Raw genomic sequence first — 16,109 nt, 5'->3', positions numbered from 1 at the left:
AGTCTAACGGAGCTGAGCCGCGTAATCCGCCACAGCCTCGGTACGCGCCGCCAGGATCGCTTCGGGGATGCGTTGCGGCTGCTCCTTGCATTTCGCTGCGATGGCGCCGGCGTCGATGCCCTGCGCCACTTTCAGTGCGCCCATGAGGTAGTCCAGTTGCGGGAATTCAACCTCTTCGAAACCGGTACGGCCGCGGCGGTCGCACTCGGACGCCTGCAGCATTTCCCTGAACCGCTCCGGCTTGCGGAAGCCGTCGCAGCGCGCCAGCAAGTTGACGATGGTGGCGGGACGCAGTTCAAACGCGCGGCCGACGTTGCCGTGTTCGCGCGCCGTGATGACGGCCAGATCGCGGCAGTCGTTGGGGACTTTGAGGCGATCGCAAATCCCTTGCACCAGCTCGACGCTGCGGCCTTCGTGGCCGTGATGGCTGGGCCACAAGTCAGGCGGCGTGGTGCCCTTGCCGAGATCGTGCATCAAGGCGGCAAAGCGCACGCCCAGCGAATACGATCGGCTAGCGGCATAGTCGAGCACCATCATGACGTGTACGCCGGTATCGATTTCGGGATGGTATTTGGCCGGTTGCGGCACGCCCCACAGCGCGTTCAGTTCCGGCAGGATGCGCGCCAGCGCGCCGCAGTCGCGCAACACATTGAACATGCGCGACGGCGTCTGTTCCATCATGCCGCGCGCCAACTCTTGCCAGACGCGTTCCGGCACCAGGGCGTCGACCTCGCCGGCTTGTACCATCTTCTGCATCAGCGCATTGGTTTCGGGAGCGACGGTGAAATCGGGAAAGCGCGCCGCGAAACGCGCCATGCGCAAAATGCGCACGGGGTCTTCGACGAAGGCTTCGGAGACATGGCGGAACACCCGCCGGAAAATATCGTCCTGCCCGCGATAAGGATCGATCAGTACGCCGTCTTCGCCTTTGGCGATGGCGTTGATGGTAAGGTCGCGGCGCGCCAGATCCTGCTCCAGCGTGACGGCGCTGTCGGTGTGAAAGACGAAGCCCTTGTAGCCCGGCGCAGTCTTGCGCTCGGTGCGCGCGAGCGCGTACTCCTCTTGCGTATCGGGATGCAGGAACACCGGAAAATCCTTGCCGACCGGCCGGAAGCCTTCCGCCAGCATGTCTTCCGGCGTGGCGCCGACGACCACGTAGTCGTGATCCTGCACCGGCAAACCGAGCAGCTCATCGCGCACCGCGCCGCCGACGACGTAGATCTTCATGGGCAACTCAATGATCCGGCAGGATTTCTTTTTCGGCCAGCGCTTCGGCAACCCACTTCGCCACCGCAGGATGTGCGACGACGCGATCGACGTAGGCTTGCAGCGCCGGCGCCAGCGACACCTGATAGCTGCGGAAGCGCATCACCACCGGTGCATAAAAGGCGTCGGCAATCGAAAAATCGCCGAACAGAAATTCATGATGGCCGAATTCCGCCAGGCAGTCTTCCCAGATTTCGCAGACACGGCCGATGTCGCCTTGCGCTTCCGGCGTGCGGCCTTTGCCGGGGTAGCTGCCGCGGATGTCCATGCTCATGGCGCTGCGCAGGCCGGTGAAACCGGAATGCATTTCAGCGGTGATGCTGCGCGCCACGGCGCGTGCGGCGGTCTCTTGCGGCCACAGCGCGCGGTCGGGGAATTGTTCCGCCAGGTATTCGCAAATCGCCAGCGAATCCCAGATGTGGGTCTGGCCGTCGAGCAGCACCGGCACCCGGCCGGCGGCGGAATATTCGGCGATCTTGCTGGCGGTGTCAGGCTGGTCAAGGCAGATGCGGATTTCGCGGAAAGGGATGTCGAACGCGGTCAGCACCACCCACGGGCGCATCGACCAGGACGAATAGTTCTTGTTGCCGATGACCAGCGTGATGGCGTTCTTGCCGGCCTTTTCCAGCGTGGCCGACAGGGTCGGATCGAGTTCGGTGTTTTGCATGCTGTCTGTCCTTTGATGACGTGTCTTGCTCTTACCTAGCTTTTACTCTGCCTAGCGTCGCGCTCCGCTGCGGTGAGCGTCCATTTGCTGCTGCATGTGCACACCGGCGAGATAGCGCGGTGCGATTGCTTCCAGCGCAGTCGGCGTGACGCCCAGTTCGGCGGCAATCGGCCCGCCGGCAATATTATCCGCCCGCATGGAAGCCAGATTATCGCGACTCATCATGCGTCCTGGCAAATATTCCAGACATAAGGCTTGCAAAGTTGCCAACATCGGCGGCAAACCGACGATGCGACGGGGATGGCCGGAGCAGGCGCCGGCCAGATAGACCAGCTCGCGCAGGGTATACACCTTCGGGCCGGCCAGCTCGTAAGTTTTGCCGATCGTCGATGCGCGCTGCAAGGCGTTGACGAAGGCCTGCGCCACGTCGCCGACATAGACCGGCTGGAATTTGGCGTCGGCGCTGCCCAGCGGCATGATGGGAAAGCGTTTTTGCAAGGCGGCAAACAGATTCAGGAAGCGGTCGCCTTCGCCGAACACCACCGAGGGACGGAACACGGTCGTCGCCATGCCGGCATCGGCAAATGCCGCCGCTTCGCCCGCCGCCTTGGAACGCTGATACATCGACGCCCCTTGTGCGGAAGCGCCGAGCGCACTCATGTGCAAATAGCGTTTGACGCCGTGACGGCCGCAGGCCGCGACGATCTTGCGCGGCAACTCCACGTGCGCCTGCCGGAAATCGGGACCGTAGTCGCTGCCGCCGGGACCGCGGCGCGAATGCAGGATGCCGACCAGATTGATGACGGCATCGACGCCGTCGAACAAGGCGTCAAGCACCGCTTCGTCATGCACATCGGCGACCACGGTTCTCACCGTCGGCATCACCAGCAGATGCTTGCTGCGCTCGTAGCGGCGGGTCGGCACCACGACGCGGCTGGCGGTGCTGCGCGCCAGTTGTGCGACGACCTGGCTGCCGATGAAGCCGGAGCCGCCGATTACCAGTATATTTTTATACGCCATGATCAGTTGTCGCTTTCGTTACTCATTCATCTCACCGCAGCGCCTTGTGATCAGCGCGCCATCACGGCAAATCGGTCGGGGTATTGACGCGCGGCGCGACTGTGCCGAGGCGCTGTTTCAGCGACTGCGGCTTGTTCTCGAACAGCGCGGCGTAGTAGGTGGCGTTGGACATGACGTTTTTGACGTAGCCGCGCGTTTCGTTGAACGGTATCGATTCGGCAAAGATCGCGCCTTCCACCGGTCGGTTCAAGGTCGAACGCCAGGTGCGCGGACGGCCCGGACCGGCGTTGTACGCGGCTGTCGCCAGGGCCTGCGAACCGTCCAGATTGTTGAGCACCATGTTGAGGTAGCTGGTGCCGAGCAACAGGTTGGTGTTGATGTCGTTGATCTGGTCTTGGGTAAATTCGGTCAAGCCGATTTTCTTGGCGACGTACTTCGCGGTGGCCGGCATCAACTGCATCAGGCCGGAGGCGCCGACATAGGACTTGGCGTTTTTGATGAAGCGCGATTCCTGGCGGATCAGCCCGTAGACCCAGGCGTTTTCCAGACCCAGCGGACGCGTGTTGGCGCTCATCTCGGTCAGGTGCGGCGCCGGGAAGCGCTGGGTGAAATCCATCTCCATCCGGGTGCGGTCCGAGGTGTTGACCATACGGTCGAGCACATCGCTCTGACGTGCGAATTCCGCGGCGGCGAGCAACTGGCGGTCGTTCATCTTGCGCAGTTCCCAGTTCCATTCACGGATACCTTCGTAGCGCATGTTCAGGTCGTAGAATTTGAGCGCGCGCTTGAAGCCGCCGTTCTGCGCCATCGGTGCGATCTCGGCCGGCGTCGGCGGCACCGGTCCCGGCGGGATCACGATCTTTTGTCCGAGGTCTTCAGTGGCCAGCTGGCCGTAGAAGCTGACGTTGGAGGCAATCGACTGGAACAGACGCTGCGAAGCTTCGGCCTGGCCGTCTTCTTTCAATGCGCGCGCCAGCCAATAGGTCCAGGTGATGTCGCTGCGCAAGGAGCCGGGCATGGCGTCGATGGTCGCCTTGACCATCTTCCAGTCGCCGGCGCGCAAGGCGATGCGCGCCTTCCATTGATAGGCTTCGTAGGACAGCGGCGCATCCTTGGTCTTGCGCCAGTAATCGATGGCTTCGGGCATCAGCTTCATCGACGCCGGCAAGGCGATCTGCGCCCAGGCGATGGCCTGCTCCTGCGCAGTCAATCCTGAGGCGCTGCCGAGGAAGGTCGCGGCCTGTTGCGGATTGCCCTTTGCGGCGCGGCCGATGGCGATGATGTACAACTCGTGCGAAGTACGTCCCTGGCCGGGTCCGCGCGCCAGCATCAGGGCCGGCTTGTCGATAACCTGTTGCAGGCTGACGTCGCCGTTGTCGGTGAAGATCGCCGCGCGGCGCGCGACCGTCGTGTTGCCGGCTTCAACCGCCTGACGGATCTGCGCCCACAGGTCGCTTTCGCTGAATTGGTGGTTTTGCGCCAGCGTACCGATCAGGTCGCTGCAGCCCTGACCATAATCCTTGGGACTGGTCAGCAAGGCGCGCGCTTCGTCGGCGACGTTCTGGCCCTTGAGGGCGCGGGAGTTGAGGGCAAAGCATTTGACCTGCACGTCGTCGTTCAGCACGAACAAGGGATACTGCTCGTCGAAAGTGGTCCAGTCGCCGGTCTTGCCCAGCGCCAACAGCCAGTCGTTGCGCAGGCGATCGGCGATGGCGCTGCCGTCATAGCGCGTCAGGAAATCGCGGATCTCGGAAACCGGCGCGGTGAAATCGCGCACGCGCGGTTTGAGCCGATAATAATCAACATAGGAAGGAATGACATAATCCGGCAGACGCGCCGCCAGACTCGCCGCGCTCACCGAGTCGTCGGAGCGCGAGGCATCGCGCAGGGCGAGAAAGATATCATCGGGTGCGACGTTGGTGGAAAGACGCTTTTGCGCATAAACCGGCATCGCAAAACTGAGTGCCGCAGCCGTTGCTACGGCACAGGTGATCACAACCACGCATTTCTTTAATTGCATTCTTATACAACCTTAGATTGAGACAGATGACGACTTCAAGGATAGCACGCGACACCACGCCGTCCGACACTGCTGAGACCACAACCAAAACGGCGCTCCCGGCTGCGGATAAATCCGCGCTGCGCACCCGCCTGCTGGCTGCGCGCAAAGCCATGACGCCTGCCGCCAGGGCTGCCGCAGAGGCGTCCATTTGCACGCGTCTGCTGGCGTGGCTGCAGACTCAGCAAATCACCAGCATCGGCGTCTACCATCCGATCCGGCAAGAACCGGATCTGCATCCGGTTTATAACGCGCTGAGTGTCCAAGGCGTGCACCTGTCCCTGCCGATTATTCGCGGAAAAGAGTTGCCGCTGGAATTCGTGCGCTGGACGCCGGGAGAAATGCTGGTCAAGGACGCCATGGGAACCTCCGTGCCGGCGCAGGGAGCCATTGTGCAGCCGCAGGCCCTGCTGATCCCCTGCCTGGGCTTCAATGCGGCGAAACTGCGGCTCGGCTACGGCGGAGGATTCTATGACCGCACGCTGGCGCAAACCCCGCGCCCGCTGGCGATCGGGATCGCCTATGCCGATGCGCTGGTGGAGTTTGACGGACAGGCGCACGATATCGCACTGGACCTGATCATCGCCGATGCCTGAGGGCGGCGATACAAGATCGCGCAAGAACGCAAAAAAGCCGGCATCTGCCGGCTTTTTGCTTGCAACCTGATTTCGCTGAATGACTCAGGCGACCAGACGTTGCCAGATTGCCATCGTCGCGGCCGGCTGGTTCAGCGTGTAGAAATGCAGACCCGGCGCGCCGCCTTCCAGCAGCTGTTCGCACAGCTGCGTGACGACGTCGAGACCGAAGGCGCGGATCGATTCGCTGTCGTCGCCGTAGCTGGCCAGCTTGAGACGGACCCAGCGCGGGATCTCGGTGCCGCACATGTCGGAAAAACGCATCAGTTGCGTATAGTTCGTGATCGGCATGATGCCGGGCACGATCGGAGCGCTGACGCCCAGTTTCGCTGCTTCGTCGACGAAATTGAAATACGCATCGGCGTTGTAGAAATACTGCGTGATGGCTGCATCGGCGCCGGCGTTGATCTTGCGCGCAAAATTTTGCACGTCGTCCTGCGGCGACTTCGCTTGCGGATGCATTTCAGGATAGGCGCCGACTTCGATGTGAAACCAGTCGCCGGTTTCCGCGCGAATGAACTCGACCAGCTCATTGGCGTAGTGGAACTCGCCGGAAGCGCTGTCTGCGGCGCCGAAGCCGCTCGGCAAGTCGCCGCGCAAGGCGACCAGCTTCTTGATGCCATGCGATTTGTAATTATTCAGAATGTCGCGCAGTACAGCGCGCGAGCTGCCGACGCAAGACAGATGCGGCGCGGCGACATGGCCTTCGCGCATGATTTCGAGCACGGTGTCGAGCGTGCCTTGCTGCGTCGAACCGCCGGCGCCGAATGTGACCGAGAAATACTTGGGCTGCAGCGCGGCCAGCTTGGCGCGGGTGATGCGCAGCTTTTCCGTGCCTTCAGGCGTCTTCGGTGGGAAAAACTCGATACTGAAATTATGTGATGTCATGGAAAAATCAATCCGTAAAACAAGTACCTGATGAGCAAGTCGCTGAGCAGATTACTGAGCCGTCAATTGCGACCGGATTTCAACAGCAGCGTGGACAGCGCCCAGGAAACGATGCTGTACAACAGCGCGCCGCCGACACCAGCCCAGAAACCCGCGACGTAGAAGCCGCCGACCAGATGCGAGACCGCCCAGAACATCAGGCCGTTGATCACCAGAATGAACAAACCCAGCGTGAGCAGCGTCACCGGCAAGGTCAGAATCACCAGCACCGGACGCACCAGCGTGTTGACGAAACCGAGGATGAGCGCAGCGATCAGCGCCGCACCGAAGCTGTCGACCTGCACCGAATGCATGAGATATGGCACAGCAAGCAAGGCCAGCGCATTGATCAGCCAGAGAATGAGCAAACGCATGAAACGTCCTTTCGAGCGGCGCATCGGCCGGATTTCAACAATCTGAGCAATTGCTGCAATCCGGCCGATGGCGGGTGAGTCCGGTAAACACCGGGCAAACGGATATTGTCCGCGTTGCCCGTCAAGCTAATTAATAACGGTAGTGATCAGGCTTGTAAGGGCCGTCTGTCTTCACGCCGATATAAGAAGCCTGTTCTGCGGTCAGTGTGCTCAGTTGGGCATTGAGTTTCTTCAACTGCAGGCGCGCGACCTTTTCATCCAGGTGCTTGGGCAGCGTGTAGACGCCGACCGGATAGTTCTTGGTGTTCACGAACAGTTCGATCTGGGCGATGGTCTGGTTGGCGAAGGACGAGCTCATCACGTAGGACGGATGGCCGGTGCCGCAGCCGAGGTTGACCAGGCGGCCTTCGGCCAGCAGGATGATGCGCTTGCCGTCGGGGAAGATGATGTGGTCGACTTGCGGTTTGATGTTTTCCCAGCTGTATTGCTTCAGTGCGGCGACTTCGATTTCGTTGTCGAAGTGGCCGATGTTGCAGACGATGGCCTGGTCTTTCATCTTCTTCATGTGGTCGTGCGTGATCACATGGTAGTTGCCGGTACATGTCACGAAGATGTCGCCATGTTCTGCAGCGTAATCCATGGTGACGACGCGGTAGCCTTCCATTGCCGCCTGCAGTGCGCAGATCGGATCGATTTCAGTGACCCAGACTTGCGCCGACAGCGCGCGCATGGCTTGCGCCGAACCCTTGCCGACGTCACCGTAACCGGCGATGACGGCGACCTTGCCGGCGATCATGACGTCGGTCGCGCGCTTGATACCGTCGACCAGCGATTCGCGGCAGCCGTACAGATTGTCGAACTTGGACTTGGTGACGGAGTCGTTGACGTTGATGGCCGGGAAGGCCAGCTTGCCGTCCTTGAACATCTGATACAGGCGATGCACGCCGGTGGTGGTTTCTTCGGTCACACCCTTGACTTGCGCCAGACGCGTCGAATACCAGTTAGGCGAAGTCGCCAGCTTTTTCTTGATGGAGTTGAACAGGCAGATTTCTTCTTCCGAAGTCGGGTTGTTCAGCACCGATACGTCTTTTTCAGCGCGCGTACCCAGATGCAGCAGCAATGTTGCGTCGCCGCCGTCGTCGAGGATCATGTTGGCTTGTTCGTTCTCGCCGCCTTGCCATTCGAAGATGCGGTGCGTGAAATCCCAGTAGTCGTCCAGCGACTCGCCCTTGAACGCGAACACCGGGGTGCCCTTGTCGGCGATTGCCGCGGCAGCGTGGTCTTGCGTCGAGTAGATGTTGCAGGATGCCCAGCGGACCTTGGCGCCCAGTGCTTCCAGCGTCTGGATCAGCACCGCGGTCTGGATGGTCATGTGGATGGAACCGGTGATGCGCGCGCCCTTCAGCGGCTGGGCAGCAGCAAATTCTTCACGGATGGCCATCAGGCCGGGCATTTCGGTTTCTGCGATCTTGATTTCTTTGTGGCCCCATTGCGCCAGGCCGATATCGGCGATCACATAGTCTTGGGTATTGGAATTGGTAGTCATGGCTGCGGCGTTCTCACGCCCTCCTTTCAAAAAATCAGAAAAAAAGTAACGTGAGCGCAGTTGCTTGGTGACGGTATCAAGCCTGGCAAGATCGATGTCTTGTCGCAACGCTCCTTGATACGGAAAGGCATTGTAAATCACTTTATGCGCGCAATGCCAGCACGCAAATGCAACCCGGCCGCCAAGGCCGGATTGCAGTGGGGAAATTACAGACCGGCGGCAGCCTTCAGTGCAGCAGCCTTGTCGGTACGTTCCCACGAGAATTCCGGCTCTTCGCGGCCGAAGTGGCCGTAAGCAGCGGTCTTCTGATAGATAGGACGCAGCAGATCCAGCATCTGCACGATGCCCTTCGGACGCAGGTCGAAGTGTTCCAGCACCAGTTGCGACAGCTTTTCGTCGCTGATCTTGCCGGTGCCGAAGGTGGTGACCATGACCGAAGTCGGCTTGGCGATACCGATGGCGTACGACACCTGGATCTGGCAACGCGACGCCAGGCCGGCAGCCACGATGTTCTTGGCGACATAACGGCCGGCGTAAGCCGCCGAACGGTCAACCTTGGAAGGATCCTTGCCGGAGAATGCACCGCCGCCGTGCGGCGCTGCGCCGCCGTAGGTGTCGACGATGATCTTGCGACCGGTCAGGCCGCAATCGCCTTGCGGGCCGCCGATGACGAAACGGCCGGTCGGGTTGACCAGGTAACGGGTGTTTTTCAGCCATTCAGCCGGCACGACCGGGCGGATGATTTCTTCGATCGCTGCTTCTTCGATGGCTTTGTGTTCCATTTCAGGCGCATGCTGTGTCGACAACACGATGGTGTCGATCGCAACCGGGCGACCGTCGACGTACTTCAGCGTGACTTGCGACTTGGCGTCCGGACGCAGCCATGGCAGACGGCCGTCTTTGCGCAATTGCGACTGGCGTTCGACGATGCGGTGCGCGTAGTAAATCGCAGCAGGCATCAGCTCAGGCGTTTCGTCGCAAGCGTAGCCGAACATCAGACCCTGGTCGCCGGCACCCTGGTCGAGGTCGAGACCCTTGCCTTCATCGACTCCCTGAGCGATGTCAGGGGATTGCTTGTCGTAGGCGACCAGCACGGCGCAGCTCTTGTAGTCGATGCCGTAGTCGGCATTGTCGTAACCGATGCGCTTGATGGTTTCGCGGGCGACGTCGATGTAGTCGACGTTGGCGCGCGTGGTGATTTCACCGGCGAGCACGACCAGACCTGTGTTGCACAGGGTTTCGGCGGCTACGCGGGACAGTGGGTCTTGTGCAAAGATGGCATCCAGAATCGCATCGGAAATCTGGTCGGCTACTTTGTCTGGGTGACCTTCCGAGACGGATTCGGAAGTGAAGAGAAATTCATTGGACATCACGTACTCCTGCAGTATAGAGATTGAACCGGTGTCGCGGCCTTATCCCTAGCCTGCGACGCTTTAGCGAAATTTATATCCCGTCTCGCAAGTTGTCATTAACTCGACGGCTTTCATGCTATTTTACGCCTCTTGCAAAAATTCGGCAATTTCACAGCATTATTCACGGTAACGGCAAGTATGATTTTTTCTTTATTCCGCCTGCTATCTTTTTTTCCGCTACCCCTGCTGCACCTGATCGGGATTGCAGTAGGCTGGCTTGTTTACCTGGCATCGCCGTCCTATCGCAAGCGTTTGAAAGAGAATCTGACCCGCGCCGGCTACCGGCAACATTTATTTACCGCAATTAACGAATCCGGCAAAGGCATCTTCGAACTGCCCTTCGTCTGGTGCGCTGCACCGAAGCGCGTTTTGCGTACCGCTCGCATTGAAAACTGGGAATTGGCGCAACAGGCGCTGGATGCCAAAACCGGCGTGGTTTTCCTGACCCCGCACCTGGGCTGCTTTGAAATCATCGCGCAAGCCATTGCCGAGCAGACATCGCTGACCGCCCTGTATCGCCCTCCGCGCAAAGCCGCGCTGAAACCCTTGATCGAAGGTGCGCGCTCGCGCCCCAATCTGCATCTGGCGCCGGCCAATCTGTCGGGCGTACGCATTCTGCTCAAGGCGCTGAAAGCCGGCAAGGCAATCGGCCTGCTGCCGGATCAGGTGCCGCAGCATGGCGAAGGCGTCTGGGCGGATTTCTTCGGCAAGCCGGCTTACACCATGACCCTGTCGGCCAAGATGCATCAGATGAGCGGCGCGCCGATCATCCTGTCGTATGCCGAGCGCCTGTCCTGGGGCCGCGGCTTCGTGATCCGCTTTGTCGCCTTCGAAGAAGAACTTGGCGAGACGCCGGATCAGCAGGCCCGCGCCATCAATCTGGCGATGGAAAAACTGATCGCGCGCTGCCCCGCACAATATATATGGAGTTATAACCGCTACAAGACGCCGCCGGGCGTGAGCGCGCCCGGAGCGGCAGAATGAAGGCGCTGATTGCATTGATGTGGCTCCTGCACTGGCTGCCGCTGCCCATACTGGGACGCCTCGGCGCAGGCCTGGGCTCCCTGCTGTTCATCATCATGAAACCGCGCCGCCACATTACGCTGACCAATCTGCGGCTGTGCTTTCCCGACAAATCCGAGGCGGAGCGCGAAATCATCGCCCGGCAACATTTCCAGGCCTACGCCCGCAGCGCGCTGGAGCGCGGCATTCTGTGGTGGGCCTCGGAGAAACGCCTGAAACGCCTGATCAAGATCGATTCCGGCGTGCCGGTGGACGTGATCAAATCCGGCCCGACTATCCTGCTTTGCCCGCACTTCGTCTGCCTTGAGATTCCCGGCATTGCGCTGGTGCTCAACTCCGATCTGTCGATCTGCACCATTTATTCCAGACAACAAAATGAAGTCGTTGATCAGGCGCTGCTGAAAGGCCGCTCCCGCTTCCGCCCGGTGACCCTGCTGTCGCGCGAAAAAGGCGTCAAGCCCATCATTCGCGCCATGCGCGACGGCCTGCCCTTCATCATGTTGCCGGACATGGACTTCGGCCTGCGCGACGCCGAGTTCGTCCCCTTCTTCGGCCGACCGGCTGCCACACTGACTGCGACCGCACGCATTGCCGCAGCGACACACGCCAACGTCATCCCGATGATCACCACCTTCCTGCCGAACTATCAAGGCTGGAAAACCACTTTCTATCCGGCCTGGGAAAACTATCCGGGCGACGATATCGTGGAAGCCACCCGCAGGATGAATGCCTTCATCGAGCAACGCGTACTGGAAGCGCCGGCCGAATATTTTTGGGCGCACAAGCGCTTTAAAACTCAGCCTGAGGGCCTAACTAATGTATACGGCCAGGATGATTAAAACCATCCAGCATCTATAATTAGTCTCATGAAAATCAAATTCACCAAAATGCACGGCGCGGGCAACGATTTCGTTGTGGTTGACGCCATCCACCAGGACATTGATCTGACCCCCGATCAATGGAAGTTCATCGCCGACCGCCGTTTCGGCATCGGCGCCGACCAGATGCTGGTGGTGGAAAAAACACAATCGCCCGGCATCGATTTTCGCTATCGCATTTACAACGCCGACGGCGGCGAGGTCGAACAGTGCGGCAACGGCGCGCGTGCGTTTGCCCGCTTCGTCAGCGACAAGGGCCTGACGACCAAACGGGCTATTCGGGTGGAAACCATGTCCGGCGTCATCGAACCGACATTGGAAGACGACGGCCGCGTGACGGTCGATATGGGCGCGCCGATACTGACGCCGGAGCAAGTGCCGTTCGATGCCGCCGGGCTGAGCGGCAAGAATGAAAGCGACGACACCTTGTGGCCGCTGGAGGTGAACGGAAAAATCAGCTGGATTTCCGTCGTATCGATGGGCAATCCGCATGCAGTTCAGATCGTCGCCGATACGGAAGCCGCGCCGGTTCTGGTCGACGGCCCTGTCATCGAGCATCATCCGCGCTTTCCGAAACGCGTCAACGCCGGCTTCATGCAAGTGGTGGATCGCCACAACGTCAATTTGCGCGTCTTTGAACGTGGCGCAGGAGAAACATTGGCCTGCGGCACCGGCGCCTGCGCAGCAGTTGTCGCCGGCATCCGCCGCGGCCTGCTGGATACGCCGGTTGCCGTTCAGACGCATGGCGGCGAACTGGTGATCAACTGGGGCGGCTCCGGGCTGCCGGTGATGATGACCGGCCCTGCAGTGTCGGTGTTTGAAGGCGAAATCGAAATCTGAGCACCGTTGTTGATGTCGATCCGGTGCTTCGCAAATGAAAAAGAGATGGCAATCCGCCATCTCTTTTTATTTGTCCTCTCTTATTAATATGAGAGAGGGTCAGGACTCTTCCGCCAGATCGCCTTCTTCTTCACGCTCATCGGCCACCTGAGGCAAGGCCGTTTTCAAGCGGTACATGCGCTGGCGATAATTGCCTTCCGGCCCGCTCAGGCTGCAATCAACGTCTTCGAACAGGCGTCCGATGCGATTGAGCACCTGCCGCTCGTCACCGGTCTCTATTAATATGAGGCGCCGCTTGCTGCGTGCATAGTATTCGCGGATGTCGACCACCAGGCAATGTCCGCAATCAGCCTGCTTCAGGTCGATCAACAAGGTTTCAGGCCGCGTCAGGCCAAACAGGATCGCCAGTTCCAGCCGTGCGGCCAGAAATGGATACGCGCTGAGGAACTCGCGCGTCATGTGACGCCGGGCTTCGACCGCCCAACCTGTGGGTACAGGGCGGTCGGCGATCTTGTCCAGCAAATCGCGGGCGTCCGTGTTGTTCTGTGCCGCCGCCTTTTGCAGCCAGTAGACGGCGCGCACGTCGTTGGACGGATCATCGCGGCGATTGCGCCAGGCGCTGCTGCCGCATTCCAGTTGCGCCAGGGCATGCCCCATTTCGGCTGCGCGCTCCAGATAATGCTGGGCATCCGCCAGATTGCGCTGGGAAAATTCCGGTTTTAAATAGATGCGCGACAACGCGAACCACGCAGGCGCCAGCCCACGCTCTCCGGCTTGGGTCAGCCAGCGTATCGCCTTCTTATAATTAGCGGAGCCAAAGCCAGGAAAAGCACGGCTGCCGTCTTCCTGCATGCGGGCAAAGAACAAACCCAGCGCCAACTGCGCGGCCTTGTCGTCGGCATAAGCGCCCAGCTCCAGCAATTGTTGCGCTTCATCGACGCCAAGATCGTCAATGCTCGGCAACACCTGCGCCAGACGAGACAACAGTACGATATTGCCGTCGCCCAAATGCCGCACGAGCGTTTCCGACGGTGCATTCAATTGCGGCAGGTCGGCGCCATATTGCGCCAACAGGGAACGACCCAGCGGCAAGGCCCGGCGGATGAAGTCTTCCTGATCCTGACGCAGCCAGGCAGCATCTGCCAGGGACAGTTGTGCCGGACCGATGCCGGCGTCCGCGGCTTTTTGCGCCCATTGGGCCGCAGCATCGACCGCTGCTTGCGGACGCTCATCCGTCACGACTTGCGCCGCACCGGCAATGCGCTCGCCCGCCTGCTGCTGAGCCAGCAGCCATTGCGCCTCGGCGGTGCCGGCATGCGCCTCCGCTTCCAGCACCTTGACCGCTTTGCCCAGCATGGACTGCGCCTCCGCCTGCGCCCGATGCGCCAGCACCAGGCGCGCAAAAGCCATCCCGGCCGTTTTCAGGCCGGCGTCGAAGGCGCGCTCATACCACAGCACATAGTCAAGCGGCCTCGACGCCTGCGCCACCACGTCATAAGGGATGTGTTCACCGATCAGGGACCAGGCATCTGCCGCCCCCTGGCGCGCGGCGCGGTCCAGCCAATGCAACGCGGTCGCAAAACTTTGCGGCAAGCCGTTGCCGCCAAACAGATAGCGTCGTCCCAAGGCCAACTGCGCCTCAGCCTGCCCGGCGCGTGCCGCCCGAATAATTGCCAAATCTTCCCGACTCGCCATAAATCAATCCAAGCCCACTTTCGAAGGAAAAAATTATCCCCCATAAATCACTATATTTTTTTAATCTGCGTCCTGAGAGACTAATTTGGAGCTTTAAAACAACAATTCAAGTCTTTAAACGGCGCTTTATTGCCACCCAGGCAATTTCATAATCCTCTGACATCAGCCGGGGCCAAAAAACTCCTACTGAGAGAGAATCGGGTTTAAAGCGTTAGAAAAAAACAACACTCGTGTAGGAGTTTCGGAATTTCAACCAAAACTTTGTCCGCCAAACGACCAATCTAAGGTCATGGTTAATGAGAACCCTTAATGTCTCACCATCCGACTAGATGTACGGATCCTCAAGACTATTTTTATAGAAGGATGTCAAATGAAAAAATCTCTGCTTGCACTGGCCGTTCTCGGCGCGTTTGCAGGTGCTGCACAAGCACAAAGCTCCGTCACTATCTACGGTATCGTTGATACCGGTATCACATACACAAGCAAGGCTGCTACTCCAAGCAGCACTGCTGGCAACATCAACACTGGCAGCAAGTTTGCTGTCAACTCCGGCGTTATCCAAGGTTCGCGTATCGGCTTCAAGGGCGTTGAAGATCTGGGCGGTGGTCTGAATGCAGTGTTCCAACTGGAAACTGGCTTCAACAACGACAACGGCGCTTTGAACGGTCAAGATTCGACAACTTCGAACAACTTGTTCCGTCGTAAGTCGGTTGTTGGTCTGGCTGGTGGCTTCGGCTCCGTGCTGCTGGGTCGTCAAACTGACTTTGCTGACACAATCAGCGCTTACACAGCTGTGAACGATTTCGGCGGCGTTACTTCGAACTCGGGTTCGGGTCTGAACCGTCTGCAAGGTACACGTACCAACAACTCGATCAGCTACACTACCAACAACCTGGGTGGCTTCACCGGTAACCTGATGTACGGTTTCGGCGAAACAGCTGGCAAGACTAGCGCCGGCCAATCGTTCGGTCTGGGTGGTAAGTACGACAACGGCCCACTGGGTCTGGGTATCAACTACTACCAATCGAAGCAAGGTCCTACACCTAGCGATACTTCCCTGATCGCAAGCTCGGCTACTCTGGGCACTATCAACGCAGGTAGCTCGGCTGCTAAAGTGTTGAACGTTGTTGCCAGCTACCAGTTCGGTCCTGCACGCGTGTATGGTAACTACTCGCGCGTCAAGCAAGACTTGAACACTGCTGCAGTGACTGGCCTGACCCAAGCAACTCGTCTGACTGGCGCTACTCTGGGCCTGTCGAAGAAGGCTGACATGTACGAATTGGGCACAGCTTACTCGCTGACTCCTTCGTTGAAACTGCTGGGTAGCGTTCAGTACACTCGTGCTGATTTCGACAATCTGAGCGGCAAGGGCAAGCTGACCCAATTCAACATTGGTACAGACTACTGGCTGTCGAAGCGTACAGACTTGTACGCATTCGTGTCGAACCTGCGTGCTAAAGACATGAAGAACCCAGGCGTGTTTGCTGACACAACTGGTAACGACGCTAGCCAAACAGCAGTTACTGTTGGTATCCGTCACAAGTTCTAATTTAAGTCTCTGAAGCTCTGACGTGCAAACGTCAGAATCAGAACTTGATTGAACAATTCGGGCTTACATGAGCAATCATGTAAGCCCGTTTTTATTGGTAAGCACCAAGTCTTCGTCACCTGATTAAAAAGTTGTCAGCACCAGCGATAGCGTAGATAATCTCGCGATATTGCGGATATGCAAGCCCGGCTGCGCCTGGAGCGTGATGCCGCAAAAAA

General features: G+C 59.3%; 14 protein-coding genes and 1 riboswitch. Of the genes, 5 read left to right on the top strand and 9 right to left on the bottom strand.

Going from position 1 to position 16,109, the window contains the following annotated elements; all coding sequences use genetic code 11:
- Positions 1 to 3 precede the first annotated feature (3 nt).
- The 4 genes from AKL25_RS04130 to AKL25_RS04115 form a co-directional block, all read right to left on the bottom strand.
- Complete coding sequence (locus tag AKL25_RS04130) at positions 4 to 1,227, bottom strand: multifunctional CCA addition/repair protein (RefSeq protein WP_050476372.1); 1,224 nt, start codon at positions 1,225 to 1,227, stop codon at positions 4 to 6.
- A gap of 7 nt (positions 1,228 to 1,234) precedes the next feature.
- The gene (locus tag AKL25_RS04125) at positions 1,235 to 1,933 is read right to left on the bottom strand and encodes a glutathione S-transferase family protein (protein ID WP_050476371.1); all 699 of its coding nucleotides are present in this window, start codon (positions 1,931 to 1,933) and stop codon (positions 1,235 to 1,237) included.
- 51 nt (positions 1,934 to 1,984) lie between these two features.
- Complete coding sequence (locus AKL25_RS04120) at positions 1,985 to 2,953, bottom strand: complex I NDUFA9 subunit family protein (protein ID WP_050476370.1); 969 nt, start codon at positions 2,951 to 2,953, stop codon at positions 1,985 to 1,987.
- 61 nt (positions 2,954 to 3,014) lie between these two features.
- Positions 3,015 to 4,973 carry a lytic transglycosylase domain-containing protein gene (locus tag AKL25_RS04115; RefSeq protein WP_050476369.1) on the bottom strand — a complete coding sequence of 653 codons (1,959 nt, stop codon included), beginning with the start codon at positions 4,971 to 4,973 and terminating at the stop codon, positions 3,015 to 3,017.
- A gap of 26 nt (positions 4,974 to 4,999) precedes the next feature.
- On the opposite strand from AKL25_RS04115, the gene AKL25_RS04110 reads away from it, so the two are divergent.
- The gene (locus tag AKL25_RS04110) at positions 5,000 to 5,608 is read left to right on the top strand and encodes a 5-formyltetrahydrofolate cyclo-ligase (protein WP_050476368.1); all 609 of its coding nucleotides are present in this window, start codon (positions 5,000 to 5,002) and stop codon (positions 5,606 to 5,608) included.
- 84 nt (positions 5,609 to 5,692) lie between these two features.
- Here the strand turns inward: AKL25_RS04110 and metF are convergent, their stop codons facing one another.
- The 4 genes from metF to metK all read right to left on the bottom strand — a co-directional run bounded on the left by metF (position 5,693) and on the right by metK (position 9,864).
- Complete coding sequence (gene metF, locus AKL25_RS04105; protein WP_050476367.1) at positions 5,693 to 6,535, bottom strand: methylenetetrahydrofolate reductase [NAD(P)H]; 843 nt, start codon at positions 6,533 to 6,535, stop codon at positions 5,693 to 5,695.
- A gap of 62 nt (positions 6,536 to 6,597) precedes the next feature.
- On the bottom strand, positions 6,598 to 6,948 hold the full coding sequence (locus AKL25_RS04100) for a phage holin family protein (RefSeq protein ID WP_050476620.1): 351 nt from the start codon (positions 6,946 to 6,948) through the stop codon (positions 6,598 to 6,600).
- Positions 6,949 to 7,078: 130 nt separating this feature from the next.
- On the bottom strand, positions 7,079 to 8,494 hold the full coding sequence (gene ahcY, locus AKL25_RS04095; protein WP_050476366.1) for an adenosylhomocysteinase: 1,416 nt from the start codon (positions 8,492 to 8,494) through the stop codon (positions 7,079 to 7,081).
- 45 nt (positions 8,495 to 8,539) lie between these two features.
- A riboswitch (S-adenosyl-L-homocysteine riboswitch) is annotated at positions 8,540 to 8,616 on the bottom strand.
- Between the two features lie 84 nt (positions 8,617 to 8,700).
- Entirely contained in the window at positions 8,701 to 9,864 is a 1,164-nt protein-coding gene (gene metK / locus AKL25_RS04090; protein ID WP_050476365.1) for a methionine adenosyltransferase, read from the bottom strand.
- A 132-nt stretch (positions 9,865 to 9,996) separates the two neighbouring features.
- Between metK and AKL25_RS04085 the strand changes: the two genes are divergently transcribed.
- From AKL25_RS04085 to dapF, 3 genes are read left to right on the top strand one after another with little or no spacing between them, the layout of a single operon-like run.
- Positions 9,997 to 10,890: a lysophospholipid acyltransferase family protein gene (locus AKL25_RS04085; protein WP_276202999.1), complete on the top strand. Its 894-nt coding sequence runs from the start codon at positions 9,997 to 9,999 to the stop codon at positions 10,888 to 10,890.
- Positions 10,887 to 11,768 (top strand): LpxL/LpxP family acyltransferase, encoded by an 882-nt coding sequence (locus AKL25_RS04080; protein WP_050476363.1) that lies wholly within the window; start codon positions 10,887 to 10,889, stop codon positions 11,766 to 11,768. Before AKL25_RS04085 ends, AKL25_RS04080 begins: the two co-directional genes overlap by 4 nt.
- Positions 11,769 to 11,795: 27 nt before the next feature.
- The gene (gene dapF / locus AKL25_RS04075; protein ID WP_050476362.1) at positions 11,796 to 12,647 is read left to right on the top strand and encodes a diaminopimelate epimerase; all 852 of its coding nucleotides are present in this window, start codon (positions 11,796 to 11,798) and stop codon (positions 12,645 to 12,647) included.
- A 99-nt stretch (positions 12,648 to 12,746) separates the two neighbouring features.
- Here the strand turns inward: dapF and AKL25_RS04070 are convergent, their stop codons facing one another.
- Positions 12,747 to 14,342, bottom strand: coding sequence for a tetratricopeptide repeat protein (locus AKL25_RS04070; protein WP_050476361.1), 1,596 nt, complete (start codon positions 14,340 to 14,342; stop codon positions 12,747 to 12,749).
- 370 nt (positions 14,343 to 14,712) lie between these two features.
- Between AKL25_RS04070 and AKL25_RS04065 the strand changes: the two genes are divergently transcribed.
- Complete coding sequence (locus tag AKL25_RS04065; protein WP_050476360.1) at positions 14,713 to 15,891, top strand: porin; 1,179 nt, start codon at positions 14,713 to 14,715, stop codon at positions 15,889 to 15,891.
- The last annotated feature ends 218 nt before the right edge of the window (positions 15,892 to 16,109 follow it).

The organism is Herbaspirillum rhizosphaerae, assembly GCF_001189965.1.
Classification (GTDB): domain Bacteria; phylum Pseudomonadota; class Gammaproteobacteria; order Burkholderiales; family Burkholderiaceae_D; genus Herbaspirillum; species Herbaspirillum rhizosphaerae.
The sequence above is the reverse complement of the archived record's forward strand: the minus strand, read 5'-3'. Positions and strand labels throughout refer to the sequence as shown.

What these genes read in the sequence shown, in the direction of transcription:
- AKL25_RS04130 (WP_050476372.1), bottom strand. Translation starts at nt 1,227, where the DNA reads ATGAAGATCTACGTCGTCGGCGGCGCGGTGCGCGATGAGCTGCTCGGT.
- AKL25_RS04070 (WP_050476361.1), bottom strand. Translation starts at nt 14,342, where the DNA reads ATGGCGAGTCGGGAAGATTTGGCAATTATTCGGGCGGCACGCGCCGGG.
- AKL25_RS04065 (WP_050476360.1), top strand. Translation starts at nt 14,713, where the DNA reads ATGAAAAAATCTCTGCTTGCACTGGCCGTTCTCGGCGCGTTTGCAGGT.
- ahcY (WP_050476366.1), bottom strand. Translation starts at nt 8,494, where the DNA reads ATGACTACCAATTCCAATACCCAAGACTATGTGATCGCCGATATCGGC.
- AKL25_RS04110 (WP_050476368.1), top strand. Translation starts at nt 5,000, where the DNA reads ATGACGACTTCAAGGATAGCACGCGACACCACGCCGTCCGACACTGCT.
- AKL25_RS04115 (WP_050476369.1), bottom strand. Translation starts at nt 4,973, where the DNA reads ATGCAATTAAAGAAATGCGTGGTTGTGATCACCTGTGCCGTAGCAACG.
- AKL25_RS04125 (WP_050476371.1), bottom strand. Translation starts at nt 1,933, where the DNA reads ATGCAAAACACCGAACTCGATCCGACCCTGTCGGCCACGCTGGAAAAG.
- dapF (WP_050476362.1), top strand. Translation starts at nt 11,796, where the DNA reads ATGAAAATCAAATTCACCAAAATGCACGGCGCGGGCAACGATTTCGTT.
- AKL25_RS04100 (WP_050476620.1), bottom strand. Translation starts at nt 6,948, where the DNA reads ATGCGTTTGCTCATTCTCTGGCTGATCAATGCGCTGGCCTTGCTTGCT.
- AKL25_RS04120 (WP_050476370.1), bottom strand. Translation starts at nt 2,953, where the DNA reads ATGGCGTATAAAAATATACTGGTAATCGGCGGCTCCGGCTTCATCGGC.
- metK (WP_050476365.1), bottom strand. Translation starts at nt 9,864, where the DNA reads ATGTCCAATGAATTTCTCTTCACTTCCGAATCCGTCTCGGAAGGTCAC.
- AKL25_RS04080 (WP_050476363.1), top strand. Translation starts at nt 10,887, where the DNA reads ATGAAGGCGCTGATTGCATTGATGTGGCTCCTGCACTGGCTGCCGCTG.
- metF (WP_050476367.1), bottom strand. Translation starts at nt 6,535, where the DNA reads ATGACATCACATAATTTCAGTATCGAGTTTTTCCCACCGAAGACGCCT.